The following is a 19,573-nucleotide window of genomic DNA, read 5'->3' as shown; positions in this document are numbered from 1 at the left end:
ACACAACCATATGTCGCGAGATTGTCGCTTGGACTTTGACGCTCGGGGTCTTGGTTCGAAATAGCGGGCCGTCGAGGCAGGAGAGTGGAAGTCGTCGACTCCGCCTTCCGCCACATTCTTGCCCCCGTCTCGCGTCAGGCCTGCCACCGCAATCGATGGATGTTTCCATATGGCAGCGCCTTCCTCCTTTCGCAGGCGTACGGGCCACCGCCTTTCCGGTGCCTCCGGTGCTGAAGATCCCCACCAGCGGGAGGCGCGGCTATGACGGAGACAGGTTTGGCCACCGACGCCGATCGTTCCGAAGGGACGAGCGAAGGCGGGTTCTGGGAAACCTATCGTGCGAGGCTTTTTGTCGTCGCCGCGCTCGCCGTCATCGTTGTTTCCGCGCTGGCGCTGAACAGCATTCTGGCCGATGTCAGCTACGAGGACCTTGTCCATGCGATCAAGGCGACGAGCTTTCGGGATCTCGCGCTGGCCGTCCTCTTCACTGTCGTGAGCTTTTCCGCCCTGTCTGTCTACGACCGGCAGGCGCTCGCTTTCGTCGGCCGCAAGCTGCCCTTCGGCATCGTCGCTCTCACAAGTTTCTGCGCTTACGCCGTCGGTAACATCGCAGGTTTCGGGCCGCTTACCGGCGGCACCGTTCGATACCGCTTCTACACGCCGCTTGGGGTCACGCCGGAGGAGGTGGCTCGCATCGTAGGCTATGTCACCTTCGCCTTCGGCATCGGCCTGGCCTTCGTTGCGGGACTTGGGCTGGTCACGGCGGATGCTGGCTTGGCGGCGAGCGCCGGCCTGCCCGTCGCCTCTATTCGCATCGCAGCCTATCTGGTGCTTGCACTGGTCCTGGCCATCATACTCTTCGCAGCTTTCGGACCGCGGCATCTGACGCTTTTCAGTCGCAGGCTCGCTCTGCCCAGCGCCACCGCCATCGTGGTGCAACTCCTCGCAACCGTCGTCGATCTCGCCGCGTCGGCGGCAGTTCTGTGGGTGCTCCTGCCGGAGGGACCGGTCTCGTATCCTTTCGTGCTGTCGGTTTACTCTGTCGCCGTCGGGCTCGGCATATTGAGCCATGTGCCCGGAGGCGTCGGCGTGTTCGAGGCGCTGGTGCTCGCCGCCCTCGGCAGCCATCTGCCGCTCGGTGGTGTGGTCGGTGCCTTGCTGCTCTATCGTGTGATCTACTACGTCTTGCCGCTGGTCCTCGCGGCCATCGCGCTCTCGGCCGTCGAGTTCCGTCGCGCGACCGCGGCAAACGCCGCCTTGCGAGGTGCTGCACATGCTGCCGTTCCCATCGTGTTGGCGGCTTTTACCGCGGTCATCGGAACGATGCTGGTGGTATCCGGTGTCACGCCCACCCCCGACATCGTCATAGGCTGGCTGGAGGCGCTGCTACCGCTGCCCATCTTGGAGGGCGCGCATTTCCTGGCCAGCGTGATCGGCCTGTTCATGATTCTCGCGGCCCGCGGGCTCGTCCATCGGCTCGACGGCGCCTGGTGGATCGCAGCCGCGCTTGCAGCCGTTTCCATTCCATTGGCACTGGTCAAGAGCGTCGCGATCGGCGAAGCCCTGCTCCTCGCGATTTTGTTCGTTTCGCTTCTGCTGACCCGCGGTCTCTTCACGCGGCCCGCCTCGCTGATCCACGACCGCCTGTCGGCTGGATGGTGGCTTTGTGTCGGAACGGTACTCGCGCTCGCCCTGACGATCCTCTTCTTCGTGTACAAAGAGGTCGACTATTCGCATGAGCTGTGGTGGCAGTTCGAGTTTTCCGCGACTGCGCCTCGCAGTCTCCGCGCCGCGCTCGGCATCATCATCGTGGCTGCCGGAATCGCTGTCTCGCTGCTCATCCGCCCGCCGGCGGGCAAGCCGCAACGTCCGAATGACGAAGATCTGCGTAATGCGATCGAGATCGTGGGAAACCAGCCCGTTGCCGATGCCAATCTCGTGCGAATGGGCGACAAGAGCCTGCTCTTCTCCAGCGATCGCAGGACGTTCCTGATGTATGGCAAGAGGGGACGGTCCTGGATCGCATTGTTCGGCGCCATCGGGGCTGAAGAGAACCGGCACGAACTGGTCTGGCGTTTTGTCGAGCTCTCACGCGCCCATGGGGGGAGGGCCGTTTTCTACCAGGTCCCTGCGGAAAGCCTGTCCATGTATGCAGACGCCGGGCTGTATGCTTTCAAGCTTGGGGAAGAGGCGCGGGTCGATCTCAAGGCTTTCGATTTGAAGGGCGGGCGTCGCGCCTCGCTCCGCACGGCGCTGAACAGGTTCGAGCGTGACGGCGTTACCTTTGAGATCGTTCCGACCACAGATGTCCCAGCCATCATGGAAGAGTTGCAAGGGGTGTCGAATGCATGGCTGGCCGAGCACGATGTTCGCGAGAAAGCCTTCTCGCTCGGAGCGTTCGATCGCGGCTATGTGGCCTCGCAGCCCGTTGCGGTATTGAGGCACGGCGGCCGGATCGTCGCATTCGCCACGGTGATGACGACCGGATCGAAGGAGGAGGTGACAGTGGATCTCATGCGCTTCCATCCCCAGGCGCCCAACGGCAGCATGGAAGTCCTGTTCGGCAAGCTCCTGCTTCATTTCAAGGATATGGGCTACTGCTGGTTTTCCCTTGGGATGGCGCCGCTCGCCGGCCTGTCGGAAAACCCCGTCGCGCCCCTCTGGCACAAGATGGGCCACGCCGCCTATGACCACGGCGAGGCGTTCTACAACTTCCACGGCCTGCGCGCGTTCAAGAACAAGTTCGACCCGATATGGTCACCCCGTTATATGGCGGTCGCCGGTGGCCTCAATCCGATGCTTGCCATTGCCGACGTGACGGTGCTGATCAGCGGTGGTATTCGCGGAGTGATCTCGAAGTGAGAATCCTGCCGCTGGCCCTGTCCGCTGTCGCGGCAGTTGCTGTCGCCGTTTATATGCTGCGGCCGATGACCTACCCCGAGACGGACACGCTGGCAGTCGCCGAAGTCGTACGCCCAGACGACATGCCGCGCGGCGTCGTGTTCCTATTTTCGGACCGGACCGGATACGGCGCGAAGGACAGGCAGACCGCCCGTGCTCTCGCCGCGTCGGGCGGCGTTGTGGTTGGCGTCGATCTCGCCCGCAGTTTTGCCAAAGCGGCGGGCCGCGGCAGAGACTGCGTTTACTTCATCTCCGACATGGAAGAGTTCAGCCAGACACTGCAGCGCGCGATCGGCACGACATCTTACGTTCATCCCATCGTGGCGGGGACAGGCGCCGGCGGCACGATGACGCTCGCCCTCGCGGCGCAGTCGCCACTCGCAACGATCCGGCGTTTCGTCGCGGTCGATCCGGGGAGCACCCTGCCTTTCACGCGGGAGCTCTGTTCAGGCGCGCCTCATGCGAAAAGCGCCGACGGCAGTGGCTGGAGTTATGGATTGCAACCCGGGAAGCTGCCCGCGCCGATCCAGGTTGTCGAGACTGCGGACGGCGACGATACCGGCAAGGCGCATATCGGGTCTCTCATCGCACAGGGTTTCGCGATCGAACGTGCGCAAGGAACCGGCCAACCGGCAAAGGCGCTCGAGGACGCGGTCGCCACCATTCTGGCCAAGGCGCCATCCACGGTTGGCGACGGCCTCGCCGATCTGCCGCTGGCCGTCCTGCCTGCCCATTCAGCGCACGACACAATGGCGATCGTGCTTTCCGGAGACGGCGGCTGGCGAGACATCGATCGCGAAATCGCCGAGTTCCTGGCGTCGAAGGGGGTGCCCACGGTAGGGATCGACTCGCTGCGTTATTTCTGGTCGGAGAAATCACCCGAGGCGATCGCAGCCGATCTTTCGCGGATTACCGACTACTTCGGCGATGCGTGGCAGGTCCGCTCCGTTGTGCTCGTAGGCTATTCCTTCGGCGCCGATGTGTTGCCTGCCGCATACAATCGCCTTGCCGAAAACGAGAAGGCGAAAGTGTCGACCGTCTCGCTGCTCGGCCTCAGCGATGCGGCCGCGTTCCGGTTCGACGTCTCGGGCTGGTTCGGTGGCGGCGGCGACCCCTCGCACCCGACAATGCCTGAAGTGAGCAAGATTCCGCCTGGCAAGGTGCAGTGCATCTTCGGCGAGGACGACGACGACAGCATCTGCCCGAAGCTCCAGGGAAGCGGCGCTGAAGTCGTCCAACTGCCGGGGGGGCACCATTTCGACGACGACTATGAAGCCGTGGCCCGCAAGATCATGGGGCGCATAGGTTAGCCGCCCTGGTCCATTGCGCCGGGCGTCAAAGACGGGGTAGGGCTGTCGATAACGGAGAGGGGAGATCGATGGGCGGAATCGCGGCGCTTGCCGTCGGCTATGTGCTGTCGCAATTCTACCGCTCTTTTCTTGCGGTCCTGACGCCGGCCTTGACCACCGAGCTTGCCATGACAAAGGCGCAGCTTGCCCAGGCTTCAGGGATCTGGTTCGTAGCCTTCGCCTTCGCCCAGTTTGCGGTCGGGGTAGCGCTCGATCGTTTTGGGCCAAGGCGAACGGCTGCCTTGTTCATTGCGATCGGCGGCGCCGGCGGTGCGTTGCTTTTCGCGGCGGCGGCGGCCCCCTGGATGGTGATTGCGGCCATGGCGCTGATCGGCATCGGCTGCGCGCCCGTGCTGATGGCCGCTTTGTTCATTTTCGCCAAGACCTTTTCGCCGGCCCGTTTCGCCGTGCTTTCGTCCTGGACGGTTGCGTTCGGGACGGCCGGCAATGTCATCGGCGCGGCGCCGCTCGCCAATGCGGCCGAGGCGTTCGGCTGGCGTCCGGTCATGGTCGCTCTTGCCCTCATTACGCTGTGCACGGCAATCGCGATTGCCGCCTTCGTGCGGGATCCCAAGGCAATGTCCGGACCATCGGCGGGGCTGTCGGGCTATCTCGAACTCCTGCGCATGAAGGTCCTGTGGCCGATCATTCCGCTGACCGCCCTCAACTATGCCCCGGCAAGCGGGATCCGTGGCCTGTGGGCTGGACCGTATCTCGCCGATGTCTACGGTGCCGATAGCGTGATGATCGGTGAAGTCACGCTTTATATGGCGCTGGCCATGGTTGGGGGCGCTTTCCTGTACGGACCCCTGGACACGATATTCAAGACCCGCAAATGGGTGGCGTTCGGGGGGAATACGATTGGCCTCCTCGCCGTCCTCTATCTCTCTCTGAACGTGGTGACGGACATAGCGACCACTACGGGGGTATTCGTCGTGATCGGCTTGTTTGGCGGAGCCTACGGCCTGCTGATGGCGCATGCCAGGGCATTTGTACCCGCTCATTTGATGGGACGAGGCGTGACGCTCATGAATTTCTTTTCCGTCGGCGGCGTCGGTGTCATGCAATTTGCAACCGGCGGCGTGGTGACGGCCAACATTGTTCCCGGAGAGCCGGCGGCAGCCTATCAGGCGCTGTTCGTCTTCTACGCGGCGGCGCTGGCGCTCGCGTTGCTGGTCTATCTCGCGGCCAGGGATGCACGGCCGGAAACGGTCGCCTGAAACTTCCTCGGCACTCCCATCGTAGCTTCGTCCGCCTGGTTCATTCGAACCCGGAATTGAGCACGCGATGGACTCGCCATGATTGAATCGATGGAAAAACGAACGTCCCGTCCGATCGGACCGCTGGTCTATCGGCAATCCGTCTGGACCCGGGCGACCCATTGGACGTGGGCGGTCTGCCTGTTCTTCCTTCTCGTGTCGGCCCTGCAGATATTCAATGCCCATCCGGCGCTGTATGTCGGTCAGGAATCCGGGTTCGAATATGAGAATTTCCTGCTCGCCATCTATGCGGAGGAAACGCCGGAAGGGCTGCGCGGCCGAGCCGCGGTCTTCGACCGTGTTTTCGACACAACCGGTGTCCTTGGCGTCAGCAACGGAGAGCCGCGAGGGTTCCCAGCTTGGGCAACCCTGCCGTCTTATCAGGATCTGGCGACTGGGCGCCTCGTCCATTTCTTCTTCGGTTGGATATTCGTCGCGACACTCTTCGTCTGGTTCGTGAATGCCCTGGCCGGCGGTCGCCTCCGCCGCGGTCTTCTTCCAACATGCGCCGACATCCGGCGTCTTCCGCGGGACATCCTGGATCATGCGCGTGGGCGCTTCCATCACGGACGCAGCTACGGTGTCCTGCAAAAGGTGACTTACGCGGGAGTGCTCTTCGTCCTGTTCCCGCTGATCGTTCTCAGCGGCCTGACGATGTCGCCCGGCATGGTCGCGGCCTGGCCATGGCTGCTCGATCTCTTCGGCGGCCGCCAGACAGCGCGCTCGGTCCATTTTCTCGTCATGCTGCTGCTTGTCGCTTTCTTCATCGTTCACATCCTCATGGTGCTTCTGGCCGGCCCCCTGAACGAACTGCGATCGATGACCACGGGTTGGTATCGCGCGGATCCTGGTACCCCGCCGGCCGATGGAGACCGCTCTTGAGCCACCCGGTTCTTTCCCGTCGCGCCTTCCTTTCCGCTGGCAGTGTCGGTGCCTCCTCTCTCCTGCTCGCCGGCTGCGACAGGTTCGATTTTCTGGGCAATGATGAAAGCCGGGTGCGTCGGGTTCTGGCCGGCACCAACACATTGACCTACCGCATCCAACGCGCCCTCCTGGGCGACACACTGGCGCGTGAATATGAGGAGACGGAGATAAGGCAGGGGCAGCGACCCAACGGCTCTGCGGATCCGCAGACTCCCGAGTTCCTTGCTCTCAAGGAGAATGGTTTCACCTCTTATCGCCTTCGGATCGGCGGTCTTGTCGAAAGGCCAACCGAACTGTCGCTCGACGAGCTGCGCAATATGCCGGCGCGCTCGCAGATCACCCGTCATGATTGCGTGGAGGGGTGGAGCTGCATTGCGAAATGGACCGGAGTGCCGCTGGCCTTTCTCCTCGATCAGGTCAGGGTAAAGCCGGAAGTGCGCTTCGCGGTATTCCACTGCTTCGATAACATTGGTGGCGGCCTGGCCGCCCCCGTTTCCTACTATGAAAGCTGCGACCTATTCGACGCTCGCCACCCTCAGACCATTCTCGCCTATGGCCTCAACGGCGCGGCCTTGCCGGTTCCCAACGGTGCTCCGCTCAGGGTGCGTATCGAGCGCCAGCTCGGGTACAAAATGGCCAAGTACCTTCATACGATCGAGCTCGCCAGCTCATTGGCCGGTTTCGGCGGCGGCCAGGGCGGCTACTGGGAGGATTCCGCTGGATATGACTGGTACGGGGGAATCTGAAATTGTCGAGACGATTCGAGCATCAGCTTCGTCGCGTCTTCCCGGTGAGCATCGGCTGCTTTTCCCAGCGCGTCGCCTTGGCGACCAACCAATGACGAAGCGGTTGAGGAGCAATGCGCAACGCTTTGAGAAACCACGTGAAGCGGCGTGGGAAAGTGGTCTCGAAACCGCCGTGTTTCAAGCCGGCAACAATGCGCCGCGACGCTTTGTCGACCGGCATGAGTGCTGGCAGTCGCATGGTGATGCTCTGGGTCATGGACGTGTCGATGAATCCTGGATTGATCACCTGGATGCGGATGTTGAGCCTGTCGAAATCGTATTTCAGCGATTCGGCCATATTGGTGAGCGCCGCCTTCGAGGAACCATAGGCCGCCGTCGAAGGCCACCCGAAATAGCCCGAGACGGACGCGACGATGGCCACATGACCTCGCCCACGTTGCCGCATGCGATCCACCACGGGGACAAGGCCGTGCAGCACTCCGAGAAGATTGGTCTCGTAGGTCCTGAGAAAATTAGAGGTATCGAGCCTTTCGCCACGGGTCCGGAGATAACCGCCGGCATTCAACACGGCGAGAACGATGGGGCCTACCTGTTCTTCTATGGCGGCGACGACGGCTGCCATCGCCTTTTCGTCGGTGACGTCGGCGGGATAGGGAATCACGCGGCCGGGAAGATCGGAGGCATCCGCAGCGAGCGCTGCGAGCTTCTCCAAGGTTCGTGCGGTCGCCGCGACCGTGTAGCCTTCGCGTGCCAGATCCAGGGCAAGAGAGCGGCCGATGCCGCTGCTGGCCCCCGTTATCCAGGCTACGCCGTCACTAGGATTTGCCCGATAGAGAGCCATCGACGCGTCCTCCCGTTTGTCTCGTTGGAGGCTACAATGACGGCAATGTGACGGCAAATCCGGGGGGCTTGGGGGAATGCATTCGAATTTGGCATCCAGATTGTGCAGGTTTGGCGCAAATTCCGACCTTGAAAGCAGCGCTCACGGTTTCTACTGTGCCGATCCGAAATCGATGCTCTGGCCGATGCGAAAGCCTGATTCCGGGTTCGAAGACGCGCTGACAACACGTTGAATCCCGGCGCGATTTGGCTTTGAACCACCTGGGTGTCGGTGCCGTCAGAATTATGTGGTGCGTATGGCGTGACATTCGAACGCTCCACAGGAAAAGCAAAGGAATTCCCATGCATCGGTCGGTGATCGACGCCATCGGCAATACGCCGCTGATCCGGTTGAGACGCGCCTCGGAAGAAACGGGCTGCGAAATCTACGGCAAAGCCGAATTCATGAACCCCGGCCAGTCGGTCAAGGACCGGGCCGGACTGTTCATCATTCGCGACGCCGAAGCGCGCGGCCTGCTGAGGCCGGGAGGCGTCATCGTCGAAGGCACGGCCGGCAATACGGGCATCGGCCTTACCGTGGTGGCCAAGGCGCTCGGTTACAGGACGGTCATCGTCATTCCGGAGACGCAAAGCCAGGAGAAGAAGGACACGTTGCGTCTCCTGGGGGCCGAACTCCTGGAAGTTCCAGCGGTCCCTTACAAGAACCCGGACAACTACGTGAAGGTATCCGGCAGGCTCGCCGAGCAACTCGCGCGGACGGATCCCAATGGCGCGATCTGGGCTAACCAGTTCGACAACGTCGCCAATCGGGACGGCCACATCAAGACCACGGCCCAGGAGATCTGGGCGCAGACGGGAGGCAGGGTCGACGGCTTCGTCTCTGCCGTCGGCACCGGCGGAACGCTGGCCGGGGTTGCCTCCGGACTCAAGGAAAAGAGCCGGGCCGTGAAGATCGGGCTTGCTGATCCGCTGGGTGCGGCGCTCTACAGCTTCTACACGGAAGGTGTGCTCAAGGCCGAAGGGTCTTCCATCACGGAGGGCATCGGGCAGGGCCGCATCACGGCCAATCTGGAGGGGTTCACGCCGGACTTCTCCTGGCAGATCCCGGACGAGGAGGCGCTGCCGATCATCTTCGGCCTCGTCCAGGAGGAGGGCATGTGCCTGGGTGGTTCGACCGGCATCAACATCGCAGGCGCGATCCACCTGGCCAGGGAGCTGGGCCCGGGTCACACGATTGTCACCATCCTTGCCGATTTCGGCACCCGCTACCAGTCGAAAATGTTCAATCCCACCTTCCTGCGGGAGAAAGGCTTGCCGGTGCCCGGCTGGATGGAAACGACGCCTGACATCGCCATACCTTTCGCGGGAGCCGCTTGATGGCTTTCGTCACCGACACGCTGTTTCGTGAGGACGCCTACCTCAGGGAGGCGGATGGCACTGTCGCAAGCTTGAACGATCGCGGCGGCATCATTCTGGATCGCACGATCTTCTACGCGACCTCCGGGGGACAGCCCGGGGACACCGGCTTCCTGACGCGAGCCGATGGAAGCCGCATCACCGTCGCCGCGACCGTCACCGGGGAGACGAAGGACGAAATCATCCATGTGCCCGCTGCCGGCCAGTCGATGCCGGAACCGGGCGAGAAGCTGTCGCTGGCGATCGACTGGGAGCGCCGGCTCCGGCTGATGCGGATGCACACGGCCTGCCATTTGCTAACGGTGGTCTGCCCCTTTCCCATAACCGGAGCCGCCGTTGCCGAAGACGATTCACGGGTCGATTTCGACATCCCGGATGCCGGCTTCGCGAAGGAGGCGGTTACGGAACGGCTGATGGACCTCGTCGCAGCCAACCATCCGGTCTTCACGCGCTGGATCACCGAGGAGGAGCTTGCCGCCAATCCTGGGCTGGTGAAGTCGAAGAACGTGCGCCCGCCTTCCGGGACCGGACGAATCCGGCTCGTCTGCATCGGGGACGACGCGGTGATCGACAGCCAGCCTTGCGGCGGCACGCATGTCGCCTCGACGGCCGAGGTGGGCGAGATCCACATCGGCAAGATCGAGAAGAAGGGGCGGGAAAACCGCCGCTTCCGCATCCGTTTCGGTCCGGCGCCGGCAAATTGAGGAAGTCCCATGGCTGACAAGAGTCCCTTCATCGTCGACGCCGACTGGCTGCAGGCGAAGCTTGGTTCCCCCGGCCTGTCGATTGTCGACGCCTCCTGGTATCTGCCCGCGCACAAGCGGGATCCGCGCGCCGAATACGCCGCCGCCCATATTCCGGGCGCTGTCTTTTTCGATCTGGACCAGGTGGTGGATGAGGATTCCGATCTGCCCCACACCTTGCCCAGTCCGCGGACCTTCGCGCGGTTCGCCGGCTCCATGGGGGTTTCCGCCGACGATACGATCGTTGTCTATGATGGACCCGGTTTCCTGTCGGCGCCCCGCGTATGGTGGATGTTCCGCATCATGGGCGTCGCCGAAGTCTTTGTTCTGGATGGAGGATTCGATCGCTGGAAGGCTGCGGGCCGCCCCGTGACAGCCGAGCCGACACGCATAGCGCCGAACGTCTTCCACGCCGATTTCGACGCGAAACGGGTTGTTTCGCTGGCAGAGATGCGTGAAATCCTGGCGACGGCCAGCGCCCAGATTGCGGATGCTCGCTCCGCCGGACGTTTCGTCGGAACCGATCCGGAGCCGCGGCAGGGGGTGCGTGGCGGCCACATGCCGGGGGCACATAACGTGCCCTCCACGAGCCTTTCGGAAAATGGCGAACTGTTGCCGCTGGACAGGTTGAAGACGGTGCTCGAGCAGGCCGGGCTCGACTTGTCCCGCCCGATCGTCACGTCCTGCGGTTCAGGCGTGACGGCAGCCGTCATCACCCTGGCGCTCAACTCGCTTGGGCACGGAAACAATCGTCTCTATGACGGGTCGTGGACGGAATGGGGTGGGCTCGAAGATACGCCGGTCGTCAAGGGAAGAGACTGAGAATGTCCGGCAAGAAACCCGAGCCGATCGAGGTGACGGTCACTTTCCTGGAGATGACCGCGCCTCCGGCACGGTACGCGCCTTTGCCGGTGGGCCGTCAGATCGTGCTGCTCAGGGTGAAGGACATCCCCCTTCATTTCTATCGTTACCTGATCGATCGGGTCGGCCGCAAATGGCACTGGGTCAACGCGCTGAGGCTCGGCGACGAAGAATTGATCGAGGGGCTGCACGCGCCTGGCAGGGATGTTCGCGTCCTTTATCTCGACGGTGCTCCGGCCGGTTTCTTCGACCTCAAGCCGCATCTGCCCGATCATACGGAACTCGCTTATTTCGGCATGATGGACCACGCCATGGGCCAAGGGATCGGCCGATGGTTTCTTGGCGCGGCTGTCGAGGCCGCCTGGTCCAGCAATCCGCGGTTCGTGACCGTCCAGACCTGCACGCTGGATCATCCGGCTGCCTTGCCGCTCTACCAGAAGATCGGATTTTCGCCGGTCGGCCAGAAGCAGGAAACGGTTTATCCGATGGAGTTTTCCGAACGGGCGGCAAGGGTCATGCGCTGAGAGCGCGTGCATCTTCTTTCCTGAACGTGCCGTGCATGAAAACTTAAGGCGGCGTCTGGAATTAATTGAATCGTTTCGACAAATCCGCGCCCTATGGACACCCCCTCTGTCCTGCCGGACATCTCCCCCCTTGTGGGCTACGAAGTTCACACATCTCACGTATCGTCGGCACTTCCTGGAGCCCCCTCATCCGACCTCGCTTCGCGAGGCCACCTTCTCCCCCAGGGGGAGAAGAAGAAGAAGCTTTGCCGAAGCGCTCCTGCCAATCGCAAACGCTGGCGATTGGCAGGAGCGTTGCGGCCGTCTTCCCTTCTCCCCTGGAGGGGAGAAGGTGGCCTCGCGAAGCGAGGTCGGATGAGGGGGGCTCCGGACAGCCCGCCGGATGTGGGAATCCGATAGCCTTGTGGCGGAGCTGTCCGGCAGGACAGAGGGGGTCTCGTATGGCTCGGTCACCTTGCGGCGCGTGACCGATCTGGTCTAGCCATTCTGATTTGCCTAGACTTGCACTTTCATGCTGAACGGAGTGAAGACTCTCATTGTTGGAGGCGGAGATGGCGACGAGTGTTGTGGTAGCCGGAGCTACCGGCTGGGTCGGAAAGGCGCTTGTGCCGGCGATCCTCGGCGCGGACGACCTTGCCCTGGCCGGTGCCGTGGCCCGCAGTGCCGCTGGCGCTGATATCGGAACGACACTCGGTCTGGCGCCGGTGGGCGTCGAGGTCGTCGCCACGCTGGAGGAGGCGCTCGGGACGCCATCCGATGTGGTGGTCGACTACACCAAGCCGCAGGCGGTGAAGGCGCATGCTCTGACGGCGATCGGGCAGGGCAGGCATTTTGTGGTGGGCACGTCGGGTCTTGGGGCGGAGGATTATGCCGAGATCGACCGCGCGGCCGAGGCGAAGGGCGTCGGCGTGATCGCGGCAGGCAATTTCTCCATCACGGCGACCTTGATGAAGCGGTTCGCCATGATGGCGGCGAAATACGTGCCCGATGTCGAGATCATCGACTATGCGAGCGCGAGAAAGCCGGATTCGCCCTCCGGAACAGCGCGCGAGCTTGCCGAATCCCTGGCGGAGATCCGCGGCGCCTCGACGGCGCGGCCGCTCGCCGAGGTTGCCGGCATCCCGGCGACCCGGGGCGCGGCAGTGGGCACAGGGCAGGGTGTCCAGGTCCACGCGTTGCGGCTGCCCTCCTATATCCTGTCCTGCGAGGCGCTGTTCGGCCTTCCCGACGAAAGGCTGACCATCCGCCACGATGCGGGCTCTTCCGCCGCGCCCTATGTCGCGGGCACGCTTCTCGCGATCCGGCGCGTTGTCCGCATGAGCGGATTGGTCCGCGGGCTCGATAAGCTGATCGATTGAGGAACACGCACGAAACGGGTGGTTTTCAAACGGGCGGAAGACAAATCTCCGGATGTTGCAATCCGGAGGTACGCCATGCTCATCCGTTACATTGCCCTGCCGACCGATCGAGTTCGAGCGTTATGCGACGGCGCTCTCGACGACTATGGCATGCCGCCTGAGCGGCGAACCTCCAATGGTGTCGGCGTGCCTTGCCGTCATTGCCTGCGCAATGTGGAGGCCGGCAGGGATTACCTGATCCTTGCCTATCGGCCGTTTCCAGCCCTGCAGCCATATGCGGAAACGGGGCCGATCTTCCTTCATGCCGAGCCATGCGAACGGGCGCTGGAAACCGATGTGTTGCCGGACCTTTTCCGTGCCACCGCGAGCTACATCCTGCGTGGCTACGGATATGACGACCGCATCGTCTATGGCACCGGCGCCGTGACTCCGACCCATGAGATCTGCAACCGCGCGCATGAGCTCCTGCGACGGAAGGACATAGCCTATCTCCACATGCGCTCGGCCAAGAACAATTGCTATCAGTGCCGGATCGAACGAGCATAAAAGAAGAACCGCCGGCGAGGCCGGCGGTTCAGGCGGGAGGATTGCCGGGGTCAGGCGGCCAGCAACGCTTTCGGCTCCGCCATTTCATAACCGAGCGACTCCGCGACCGCGCGGTTGGTGATCCTGCCCTTGTAGACGTTGAGCCCGTTCCTCAGGTGCGGGTCGTCGGCCAGCGCCTTCAGACCCTTGTCGGCGAGTTGGAGTCCATAATGGAGCGTGGCGTTGTTGAGTGCGTGGGCCGAAGTGACCGGCACGGCGCCCGGCATATTGGCGACGCAATAATGGATAATGCCGTCGACCTCGTATGTCGGTTCGGCATGAGTGGTAGGATGGGAGGTTTCGAAGCAGCCACCCTGGTCTATGGCCACATCGACAAGCACTGCGCCCTTCTTCATGCCGGACAGCATTTCGCGCGTGACGAGTTTCGGCGCGGCCGCGCCGGGAATGAGCACGGCACCCACGACAATGTCCGCCGAGAAGCACTCCTCTTCGAGCGCTTCGACCGTCGAGTATCGGGTGTGGACCCGACCGTTGAAGATATCGTCGAGCTGCCGCAACCTGGGGATCGAGCGGTCGATGATGGTTACGTCCGCGCCGAGACCGACGGCCATCTTCGCGGCGTGCAGCCCGACCACGCCGCCGCCGATGACGGCCACCTTGCCCGGCAGGACGCCCGGCACGCCGCCGAGAAGCACGCCGCGCCCACCATTGGCCTTCTGGAGTGCCGTTGCTCCTGCCTGAATGGACAGGCGCCCGGCGACTTCCGACATGGGGGCGAGCAACGGCAGTCCGCCGCGATCGTCGGTCACGGTCTCGTAGGCGATGGCCGTGACCCCGGAGGTGAGGAGGCCCTTGGTCTGTTCAGGATCGGGAGCGAGGTGCAGGTAAGTGTAGAGGATCTGGTCTTGGCGGAGCTGAAGCCATTCGTTCGGCTGAGGCTCCTTGACCTTGACGATCATGTCCGATCGGGCGAACACTTCCTCGGCGGTCTTGGCGATCGTGGCCCCCGCGGCGCGGTAGGCGTTGTCGTCCGCCCCGATTCCCGACCCCGCACCGGTCTCGACCAGCACGTCGTGGCCGTGGCTGGCGTATTCGCGTACGGAACCTGGAGTAAGGCCGACACGATATTCATGGTTTTTGATTTCCTTCGGGCAGCCGACGCGCATTGACGCTCCTCCGTGGTCGCTTTGTTCCCTGATAACGCAGTGGACCACAAAAGGCTTCGCATGTGTTTGCGATTGCGGTTGCTTCGCGGGCTAGCGTTCGATACTTTTTGCAAGAAGTTTTATATTGTTCGAAGGAAATTCGAAGAATGTCACTCGACAGGATCGATATCGCGATTCTGGACACGCTTCAGAAGGACGGCAGAATATCCAATGCGGCCCTTGCCGAGAAGGTCGGGCTTTCGCAATCGGCCTGTTCCCGCCGGCTGGACAATCTGGAGAAGACAGGCGTTATACGGGGCTATCACGCGCGACTTTCCAATGCTGCGCTTGGTCACCAGATGACGGCGATCGTCCACATCTCGCTGTCCGGCCAGTTCGAGAAGACGCTGTCCGACTTCGAGGCCGCGGTCAAACGATGCCCGAACATCCTGTCCTGCCACTTGATGTCGGGCGAATACGACTACATCCTGCGCATCGCGGCGAAAGACCTTGCCGATTACGAGCGCATCCACAAGGAGTGGCTCTCGGCGATGCCGCATGTGACGAAGATCAACTCGTCCTTTGCGCTGCGCGAGATCATCGACCGCACCGCTCTCGGTTTGAAACCCGAGATGGCCTGATCTCGATCGTTTGACCGCGAGGCAGGGTTCATGATCTAGATGGAACCGCTGCTACCGGAGCGGGTGGATCAGGGCCATGGTCGATTCCGGCATGTTCCATGTCGTCATTGTAGGCGCGGGTTTCGGCGGCCTCGAATGCACTCGGGCACTGCGAGGAGCGCCGGTGCGCATTACCCTTATCGACCGGCGCAACCATCACCTTTTCCAGCCTCTGCTCTATCAGGTGGCGACCACGTCGCTGGCGACGTCGGAGATCGCCTGGCCGGTGCGCCATCTCTTGCGCAGGCGCAAGGAGGTGACGACGCTGCTCGGCACGGTCACGGGCGTCGATGTGGCGAAAAAACGGGTGCTGTTGGAGGATGGAGGCTCGCTTGCATACGACGCGCTCGTGCTGGCGACCGGCGCCCGCCACGCCTATTTCGGCCATGACGAATGGGAGCCGTTCGCTCCGGGGCTGAAAACGCTCGAGGACGCGACCACGATCCGCCGGCGCATCTTGAGCGCCTTCGAGCTGGCAGAGCGGGAGGACGATCCGGCCAGGCGGCAGGCGCTTCTCACGCTCGTCATCATAGGCGGAGGGCCGACCGGAGTGGAACTGGCGGGAACGATCGCGGAGCTCGCCCGGGAAACGCTGGTCGGCGAGTTCCGCAGGATCGATACGCGCCAGGCACGGGTGGTCCTGATCGAGGCCGGCGATCGCCTCCTGCCGAACTTTCGGCCGACCCTTTCGGCCTACGCCAAAGCGGCGCTGGAGAAATTGGGCGTGACCGTAGAGCTGGGCAGTGCGGTGACCGGTTGCGACGGGGAAGGCGTGGTTTTCGGCGACAGACGCCTCCACGCGAGGACGATCATCTGGGCGGCCGGCGTTGCCGCATCTCCGGCTGCGGAATGGCTGGGCGCTCCGGCGGATCGCGCCGGCAGGGTGATCGTTGAACCTGATTTGACTGTTCCCGGCCGGCCGGAGATCTTCGTCATCGGGGATACCGCCTATGCCGAGCGGCAAGATGGCCGGCCAGTGCCGGGCATTGCGCCGGCCGCGAAGCAGGAAGGCTGGCATGTGGCCGACACGATAAGGCGGCGTCTCGCCGGCGACGCTACGCCGCATCCCTTCCGCTACCGTCACGACGGCGACCTTGCGACGATCGGCAAGCGGGCGGCGGTCATCGATTTCGGTCGCTTCAGCCTGACCGGCTGGATAGCCTGGTGGGTGTGGGGCATCGCCCATATCTATTTCCTGATCGGTTTGCGCAATCGCCTGGCGGTCTCGCTGAGCTGGCTATGGATCTACGTTACCGGCCAGCGCAGCGCGCGCCTCATAACGCAGGGTGAGAAAGCGGAAGATAAAAACCCCGGCGTACGGTAGTTCGTCAGCAAATATTCACCGCGACGTCATCTCTTCTGTCTAGACATGCAGGAAATTCAGCGCGAAAACTTGGCCCTTCGGCCGCGTTTCCGGCCGTTCCAGAGGGAGAAGGTCAATCATGTCATCATACGCATCCTTGTCACGCCGCTCCTTTCTTGCGGGATCGGCCGCGACGGCCTTCGTGATGCTGCATCCCTTCTCTGCGCGCGCCCAGGCGAACCAGGCGCATCTCAGGATCATGGAGACGACCGACATCCACGTGAACGTGCTGCCCTACGACTATTATGCCGACAAGCCGAACGACACGATGGGGCTCTCCCGGACCGCGATGCTGATCGACGCCGTGCGCAAGGAGGCCACCAATTCGATGCTCGTCGACAATGGCGACTTCCTGCAGGGCAATCCGATGGGCGACTACATCGCCTATGAGAAAGGCATGAAGGACGGCGATGTCCATCCGGTGATGAAGGGCATGAACCTGCTCGGCTACGAGATCTCGACGCTCGGCAATCACGAATTCAACTACGGCCTGTCCTTCATGGACAAGGTCCTGGCCGGGGCGAACTTCCCCTTCGTTTGCGCCAATCTCGTGCGCGGTACCCAGCTTGCCTCCAATCCGCGCGACGACAAGCTCTATCTGAAGCCGTATGTAATCCTGGAGAAGAAGATCAAGGACGGTGCCGGTGTCGAACACCCGATCAAGATCGGCGTGATCGGTTTCGTGCCGCCCCAGATCATGATCTGGGACGCGAAGAACCTGACCGGCAACGTGATTACCCGCGACATTGTCGAGGCGGCCAAGGCTTGGGTGCCGCAGATGAAGGAAGAAGGCGCCGAAGTCGTCATCGCGCTTTCGCATTCCGGCATCGACAACAAGCAGGGCGACATGATGGAGAACGCCTCCTTCTTCGTCGCCGGCGTGGAGGGTATCGACGCCGTCTTCACCGGCCACCAGCATCTGGTTTTCCCCGGCAAGAAGGATTTCCAGGAACTCGAGGGCGTGGATACGGCCAAGGGAACGCTGCAGGGGAAGCCGGCGGTCATGGGCGGCTTCTGGGGTTCGCACATGGGCTTGATCGACCTGCTGCTCGAACGTGACGGCAACAAGTGGAAGGTGGCGTCGGCCACGTCCGAGGCACGGCCGATCTTCGAGCGCGCCGACAACAGGAACAAAGCGGTCGTCCAAGACGACAAGCGCCTCGTCGATGCGCTGAAGGAGGATCACGAGGCAACCCTCGCCTATGTGCGCAGGCCGGTGGGCAAGACGTCGGCGCCGCTCTATTCCTATTTCGCGCTCGTCGCCGATGATCCCTCAGTTCAAATCGTCTCCCAGGCACAGACCTGGTACATCAAGGACCTGCTGAAAGAGACAAAGTGGAAGGACCTGCCGGTACTCTCGGCCGCCGCGCCATTCAAGTCCGGCGGTCGCGGCGGTCCGGACTATTATACGGATGTCCCCGCCGGCGATGTCGCGATCAAGAACGTCGCCGATCTCTACCTCTATCCCAACACGGTCCGTGCGGTGGAGGTCACCGGCGCCCAGGTCAAGGAATGGCTCGAGATGTCGGCCGGCATTTTCAAGCATGTCGAGCCCGGGAAGGCCGACCAGCCGCTGATCAATGCGGATTTTCCGGCCTACAATTTCGACGTGATCGATGGCGTGACTTACAAGATCGACCTGTCGCAGCCGCCGAAATACGACCCGAAAGGCGCCGTCCTGAACGCCGGATCGAACCGCATCGTCGATCTTATGTTCGATGGCAAGCCGATCGATCCCGCAGCCAAATTCGTCGTCGCCACCAACAATTACCGGGCCGGCGGCGGCGGCAATTTCCCAGAGATCAACGAGTCGAAGATCATTTTCGAGGCGCCTGACACCAACCGCGACGTGATCGTGCGCTTCATCATCGACCAGGGCACGATCAATCCATCGGCCGACGCCAACTGGTCTTTCGCCCCGCTCCCCGGGACGACGGTGCTGTTCGAAACCGGTCCGAAGGCGAAGGACTTCATCGCCGATGTGAAGGCTGTCAAGATCGAGGCGGCGGGCGAGGGGAAGGACGGCTTCGCCCGATATCGCATCACGCTGTGATGGTACCAATGGGTCAATAAGATTGACCGTTTGAGCAGGCCCCTCATCGGCCTGCCGGCCACTTCTCCCCGCTTGCGGGGAGAAGACCGCTGTCATCTCCACTTTCGCCAATCGCGTGCCGTTGGCGACTGGCGAAACCCAGGCGGCAGTCGTCTCTCTCCCCGCTTGCGGGGAGAGATGTCCGGCAGGACAGTGAGAGGCGTCCCGCGGACGGTCAAAGACCAACGCCGACCGTGGTCAGCCTGAGCTGCGCGAACACGCTATGCTGCTCAGATCGAAAGTCTGTCCACTTTCGCGCTGCACACACGACCTACTGGCAGACCACCTTCACGCGCCCTTGAGGGGAGGTTTCGTTGCGGCAGTCGAGGGGCTGCTCGGGATTGCTGCGCTCGAAGGGTGCCTTGACAGTCTGCATTTTGAAGCCGCCGACCGGCATAGACCGGTCGTGTCTACGGCGAGGAGCCTGGGCTGGCGCCGGCGCCGGGGGCGGCGGAAGCTGCGTGAGCATGACCGTCTGGTCCGGCGTGTAGGTGGGTTGTGGCGATCGGCTGGCAAAAAGCTTCGGCATCGGCGGCGTGTTCATCACCACGGAACCGTCCGAGGTGCGGGTGCAGCCCGTGCTCATGAGAAGGCTGCCGCACGCGGCCAGGACCAATGTGGTTCTCTTGTGTCTGCTCATGTTCGTGATGCGCCGCGAATCTCCGGCCTCCCCTTAGAGCGTTGAGCACTCCGATGGAATGGGCGCGACCGCTCTATCCCACTGTTTGAGCTCTACGATGCTCTAACGCCAGCGGCGACTTCCGTCGTCGGTTTCCTGTGTCGATGGTTTACGACAATTCAATGGCCGTCTGATGACGATGGTGGG

General features: G+C 62.7%; 17 protein-coding genes. 14 read left to right on the top strand and 3 right to left on the bottom strand.

Features of this window, described 5'->3' with window-relative positions; genetic code table 11:
* Window positions 1–261 precede the first annotated feature (261 nt).
* The 5 genes from mprF (at window position 262) to ACCO56_RS09475 (ending at window position 7,179) form a co-directional block, all read left to right on the top strand.
* Window positions 262–2,862 carry a bifunctional lysylphosphatidylglycerol flippase/synthetase MprF gene (mprF, locus tag ACCO56_RS09495; protein ID WP_433640028.1) on the top strand — a complete coding sequence of 867 codons (2,601 nt, stop codon included), beginning with the start codon at window positions 262–264 and terminating at the stop codon, window positions 2,860–2,862.
* On the top strand, window positions 2,859–4,211 hold the full coding sequence (locus ACCO56_RS09490) for an AcvB/VirJ family lysyl-phosphatidylglycerol hydrolase (RefSeq protein WP_433640026.1): 1,353 nt from the start codon (window positions 2,859–2,861) through the stop codon (window positions 4,209–4,211). Before mprF ends, ACCO56_RS09490 begins: the two co-directional genes overlap by 4 nt.
* A 68-nt stretch (window positions 4,212–4,279) precedes the next feature.
* On the top strand, window positions 4,280–5,470 hold the full coding sequence (locus ACCO56_RS09485) for an MFS transporter (protein WP_433640024.1): 1,191 nt from the start codon (window positions 4,280–4,282) through the stop codon (window positions 5,468–5,470).
* 90 nt (window positions 5,471–5,560) lie between these two features.
* The gene (locus tag ACCO56_RS09480; RefSeq protein WP_433640022.1) at window positions 5,561–6,391 is read left to right on the top strand and encodes a cytochrome b/b6 domain-containing protein; all 831 of its coding nucleotides are present in this window, start codon (window positions 5,561–5,563) and stop codon (window positions 6,389–6,391) included.
* The gene (locus tag ACCO56_RS09475) at window positions 6,388–7,179 is read left to right on the top strand and encodes a molybdopterin-dependent oxidoreductase (RefSeq protein WP_433640020.1); all 792 of its coding nucleotides are present in this window, start codon (window positions 6,388–6,390) and stop codon (window positions 7,177–7,179) included. The genes ACCO56_RS09480 and ACCO56_RS09475 overlap by 4 nt, the downstream gene beginning before the upstream one ends.
* A gap of 22 nt (window positions 7,180–7,201) precedes the next feature.
* On the opposite strand, the gene ACCO56_RS09470 is transcribed toward ACCO56_RS09475, so the two are convergent.
* Entirely contained in the window at window positions 7,202–8,020 is an 819-nt protein-coding gene (locus ACCO56_RS09470; RefSeq protein ID WP_433640018.1) for an SDR family NAD(P)-dependent oxidoreductase, read from the bottom strand.
* Window positions 8,021–8,361: 341 nt separating this feature from the next.
* Here ACCO56_RS09470 and ACCO56_RS09465 point away from each other — a divergent pair, with 341 nt between their 5' ends.
* The 6 genes from ACCO56_RS09465 to ACCO56_RS09440 all read left to right on the top strand — a co-directional run bounded on the left by ACCO56_RS09465 (window position 8,362) and on the right by ACCO56_RS09440 (window position 13,467).
* Window positions 8,362–9,396 carry a cysteine synthase A gene (locus ACCO56_RS09465; RefSeq protein ID WP_433640017.1) on the top strand — a complete coding sequence of 345 codons (1,035 nt, stop codon included), beginning with the start codon at window positions 8,362–8,364 and terminating at the stop codon, window positions 9,394–9,396.
* Entirely contained in the window at window positions 9,396–10,139 is a 744-nt protein-coding gene (locus ACCO56_RS09460; RefSeq protein ID WP_433640014.1) for an alanyl-tRNA editing protein, read from the top strand. Before ACCO56_RS09465 ends, ACCO56_RS09460 begins: the two co-directional genes overlap by 1 nt.
* A gap of 9 nt (window positions 10,140–10,148) precedes the next feature.
* Window positions 10,149–11,000, top strand: a complete 852-nt coding sequence (gene sseA / locus ACCO56_RS09455; RefSeq protein ID WP_433640013.1) for a 3-mercaptopyruvate sulfurtransferase — start codon at window positions 10,149–10,151, stop codon at window positions 10,998–11,000.
* 2 nt (window positions 11,001–11,002) lie between these two features.
* Window positions 11,003–11,563, top strand: coding sequence for a GNAT family N-acetyltransferase (locus tag ACCO56_RS09450; RefSeq protein WP_433640011.1), 561 nt, complete (start codon window positions 11,003–11,005; stop codon window positions 11,561–11,563).
* 551 nt (window positions 11,564–12,114) lie between these two features.
* Complete coding sequence (dapB, locus tag ACCO56_RS09445) at window positions 12,115–12,921, top strand: 4-hydroxy-tetrahydrodipicolinate reductase (RefSeq protein WP_433640010.1); 807 nt, start codon at window positions 12,115–12,117, stop codon at window positions 12,919–12,921.
* A 75-nt stretch (window positions 12,922–12,996) separates the two neighbouring features.
* Entirely contained in the window at window positions 12,997–13,467 is a 471-nt protein-coding gene (locus ACCO56_RS09440; protein WP_433640008.1) for a DUF1203 domain-containing protein, read from the top strand.
* Window positions 13,468–13,517: 50 nt separating this feature from the next.
* Here ACCO56_RS09440 and ald read toward each other — a convergent pair whose 3' ends face one another.
* Window positions 13,518–14,633: an alanine dehydrogenase gene (ald, locus tag ACCO56_RS09435; protein WP_433640006.1), complete on the bottom strand. Its 1,116-nt coding sequence runs from the start codon at window positions 14,631–14,633 to the stop codon at window positions 13,518–13,520.
* A gap of 146 nt (window positions 14,634–14,779) precedes the next feature.
* On the opposite strand from ald, the gene ACCO56_RS09430 reads away from it, so the two are divergent.
* The 3 genes from ACCO56_RS09430 to ACCO56_RS09420 all read left to right on the top strand — a co-directional run bounded on the left by ACCO56_RS09430 (window position 14,780) and on the right by ACCO56_RS09420 (window position 18,708).
* Window positions 14,780–15,253 (top strand): Lrp/AsnC family transcriptional regulator, encoded by a 474-nt coding sequence (locus ACCO56_RS09430; RefSeq protein WP_433640004.1) that lies wholly within the window; start codon window positions 14,780–14,782, stop codon window positions 15,251–15,253.
* A gap of 76 nt (window positions 15,254–15,329) precedes the next feature.
* Window positions 15,330–16,616, top strand: a complete 1,287-nt coding sequence (locus tag ACCO56_RS09425; RefSeq protein WP_433640002.1) for an NAD(P)/FAD-dependent oxidoreductase — start codon at window positions 15,330–15,332, stop codon at window positions 16,614–16,616.
* Between the two features lie 118 nt (window positions 16,617–16,734).
* The gene (locus ACCO56_RS09420; protein WP_433639999.1) at window positions 16,735–18,708 is read left to right on the top strand and encodes a bifunctional 2',3'-cyclic-nucleotide 2'-phosphodiesterase/3'-nucleotidase; all 1,974 of its coding nucleotides are present in this window, start codon (window positions 16,735–16,737) and stop codon (window positions 18,706–18,708) included.
* Between the two features lie 310 nt (window positions 18,709–19,018).
* On the opposite strand, the gene ACCO56_RS09415 is transcribed toward ACCO56_RS09420, so the two are convergent.
* Window positions 19,019–19,333 (bottom strand): hypothetical protein, encoded by a 315-nt coding sequence (locus ACCO56_RS09415; RefSeq protein WP_433639998.1) that lies wholly within the window; start codon window positions 19,331–19,333, stop codon window positions 19,019–19,021.
* Window positions 19,334–19,573: the final 240 nt, after the last annotated feature.

It is taken from the genome of Mesorhizobium sp. 1B3 (genome assembly GCF_050958605.1).
GTDB lineage: Bacteria > Pseudomonadota > Alphaproteobacteria > Rhizobiales > Rhizobiaceae.
This window is presented reverse-complemented; position numbering and strand designations above follow the sequence as displayed.